Source organism: Bradyrhizobium sp., from assembly GCF_049586575.1.
Taxonomy (GTDB): Bacteria; Pseudomonadota; Alphaproteobacteria; order Rhizobiales; family Xanthobacteraceae; genus Bradyrhizobium.
Genome location: NZ_JBAVCF010000578.1, coordinates 1 through 2,901, shown reverse-complemented (window position 1 = coordinate 2,901; position 2,901 = coordinate 1). Strand labels below are relative to the sequence as shown.

The 2,901-nt window shown below is 60.5% G+C and carries 4 protein-coding genes; 2 read left to right on the top strand and 2 right to left on the bottom strand.

The features are described from left to right. Positions 1-574 precede the first annotated feature (574 nt). Both WB528_RS21805 and WB528_RS21800 read left to right on the top strand, forming a co-directional pair. Positions 575-766, top strand: a complete 192-nt coding sequence (locus WB528_RS21805; protein WP_423890576.1) for a hypothetical protein — start codon at positions 575-577, stop codon at positions 764-766. A 303-nt stretch (positions 767-1,069) separates the two neighbouring features. Then, positions 1,070-1,363 (top strand): hypothetical protein, encoded by a 294-nt coding sequence (locus WB528_RS21800; RefSeq protein ID WP_423890575.1) that lies wholly within the window; start codon positions 1,070-1,072, stop codon positions 1,361-1,363. A 78-nt stretch (positions 1,364-1,441) separates the two neighbouring features. Here WB528_RS21800 and WB528_RS21795 read toward each other — a convergent pair whose 3' ends face one another. Together WB528_RS21795 and WB528_RS21790 are read right to left on the bottom strand one after the other, a co-directional pair. Continuing rightward, on the bottom strand, positions 1,442-2,569 hold the full coding sequence (locus WB528_RS21795) for a sugar ABC transporter permease (protein WP_423890573.1): 1,128 nt from the start codon (positions 2,567-2,569) through the stop codon (positions 1,442-1,444). A 6-nt stretch (positions 2,570-2,575) separates the two neighbouring features. Beyond that, positions 2,576-2,901, bottom strand: a 326-nt coding sequence (locus tag WB528_RS21790) for an ATP-binding cassette domain-containing protein (RefSeq protein ID WP_423890571.1), incomplete at its 5' end; no start/stop codon positions are given.

The window sequence follows — 2,901 nt, the reverse complement described above, 5'->3', positions numbered from 1 at the left end:
ACTTATTCGATCTCAGGTAGTCGCCGGTAGTCGAATAAGGAGGAGCGCTTTCTCAGAGCCCTCCCTTTTTCGTTTTGAAAAGTGTTCTTGGAGCGGCGAAGGTCGTCGGGGGTGAAACCTTTACGGTGTCTGCGCGTGACACAGATGCGTCTGAGCAGCGTCGGCGTGAAGGCCGATCGCGTCACGACTCTTGCCAGACTGGCTAACGGGGACAAACCCGCACCGGCCAACGCTTGGCGCGCCAGACAAAAGCTAGGCTGCCTTCACTTTCTTGGGCCGTTGCACACGCTCATTCTCAGCCTGCGTATTGCGTACGGCCTCAGCCAGCATCTCGTACAGCTCAGCCTTGGTTCTCTTCGGTTCCCGCTTGGGAGGTTGCCACTGTGTCATTTTAGGTATGTGGGGATGCAGGAGGGGAATTAAACCCCCTTCGCCGCCTTGAACGCAGCTAAATCGCTGCCAAAAGCGAGCCGCATCGCGGCTGCAAAATTGCCTTATGTCAGTCATCGTTTCGGTCGGAGCGCAGGCAACCATTCGCAGCGTGGGTAGCGTGTCGAGTGGAGTAACGCCCGTGGTGAGTGATCTTCAAGCGAAACTCGAGAAGTATGAGCGCAAGGCCGCGCAGTACGAGAAATCAGCCCAAGAATCCACCAGCGAGGCGGACCGCGCGTTCTATCAGGGGCTAGCCCGCTACACCGAAGACCTTGCGATGAAATTCCGCCAGGTCATTGCGAAACGGACCGACACGCCTCAGGCAGCAGAGTAATGTTGCCTTAGTACCGCTCCTCGCTGGCAAACGTTGCCGTCTCAGGCGTTCGCGCCGCCGTCAACTGTCAGAGTCGAACCGAGGCGCGGGACGGCGCCGGCACGGCGGAGCTCAAAGGCATAGCCGCAGCGGCCATGGCTGCTTGGCCGAACGGCAGGCAGGCAAGACTGTCAGCCGCGTTGTCGCGCACGGCGCAACGCAGGCGGTCTGACGGTCTGCTGAATCAATTATCTTTTAGGAACCAAGAGCGGAATTCCCGCCTGTGGTCGTTGTTGTGCGTTACAATCCAATCGGAGGAACGCCATGACGAAATTCAGATTGATCGGGCTTGCCGCAGTCCTTTTTTCCATGCTGGCAAGCCCGGTGCTGGCCCGGATTTCCGGTCCAAGCCGTCCCGTCCAGAGTGTCTTCTGTGCGACCCGGGATCCGGGAAATCCCCACAGCAAATATTGCGATTACATCGAATGGTCTAAATGGCGGCAGCGAGGCGGTTGGGACAGCTCGCTCGACAACGCCTGCTTTCATAACCCGGGCTTCGTGCCGGGAGAATGCAGCTTCAACGCACAGGGCCAGGTATTGTTTGGAGCGCACCCATAAGGTCATTGTCCGCGTCGCGCCAGCACCGGGACGAAGCAACTCCAGATGCTTCGTCTCCGGATCGATGGCCGTTTCCGCTCAACGTGCCCAGTTCTTCTTTTGCAGAACGTCGAACCAGACGGCGAGGCTGATGATCAGCCCCTTGATGATCAGCTGATAGAACGAGGAGATGCCGAGCAGGCTCATGCCGTTGTTCAGGACGCCGATGATCAGTGCACCAATGATCGTGCCGCCGATGGTGCCCGAGCCGCCGGCGAGGCTGGTGCCGCCGATCACGACGGCGGCGATGGCGTCGAGCTCAAACATGTTGCCGAGGTTGGGGGACGCGCCATTCAACCGGGACGCCAGCAGGATGCCCGACAGGGCCGAGAGCACGGACACCGTCAGGTAGACGATTATTTTCGTGCCGTAGACGTCGATGCCGGAGAGGCGGGCCGCTTCTTCGTTGCCACCGAGCGCATAAAGCCTTCGGCCAAACCGGGTATGACCGAGAACGAAAATCGCAATCCCGGCGATCACGACAAAGATCGCGACCGGCACCGGAAGGCCGTCGCCAGTGCCGAACACATAGGCCGCAAGCACTAGACCGACTGCGGTGGCAACGATGCCGGGTAGGTCCCGTTCAAGGTGCGGAAGGCCGGTCTTTCTGCTTTCGCGGAAGGTTTTGGCAAGTGCGTAAAAGCCGACCAGCGCCGCGAGCGCGAGGAGAACCAGTGTCGGGGCCGGCGGAATATAGGCGCTGCCGAGGTAAGCGAAGGACGGATCGGTAACCGGAACCGAGCTTCCGCTCGACAGCGACAAAGCGGCGCCGCGCCCGATCGTCAGCATCCCGAGCGTGATGATGAATGGCGGGATGCGGTACTGCGCGATCCAGAAACCGTTCCAGAATCCGACGAGGCCGCCGACGATCACGAGCGTCACCGGAACGGCGATCCAGGCGGCGAGCCCGTATTGCATCAACAGTGTCACGACCACCGCCGCGACGCCCACGACCGATCCGACCGACAAATCGATACCGGCGATCAGGATCACCAGCGTCATCCCGACAGCGATGATTCCGACGATCGTGATTTGCCGCGCCACGTTGCTGAGATTGCGCGCGGTCGCGAAGGTGGGGTCGACCAGCGCAAGCGCCACCGCCAGCACCACCAGCGCGATCAGCGTCGCATTGGTCCGGATGAATCGAAGCGTCTGATTGCCGTGCATGATCGCTTACTTCTCCTGCCGGCGCGCGCCGGTCGCCCATTCCATGATCGCCTCCCGGCTTGCATTCGCCTTCGTGAATTCCGAGACGATGCGGCCTTCATTCATGACGAGAATCCGGTCGCTCAGCCCCAGAACCTCCTCGAGTTCGGAGGAGATGACGATGATCGCGACGCCTTGTGCCGCCAGCCGGTTCAGGAGCTTGTGGATTTCAACCTTGGCGCCGATATCGATGCCGCGGGTCGGCTCGTCGAGGATGAAGATCTTCGGGCTCGCATTGAGCCATCGCGCGAGAAGGACCTTTTGCTGGTTGCCGCCCGAGAGCGTTCCGACAA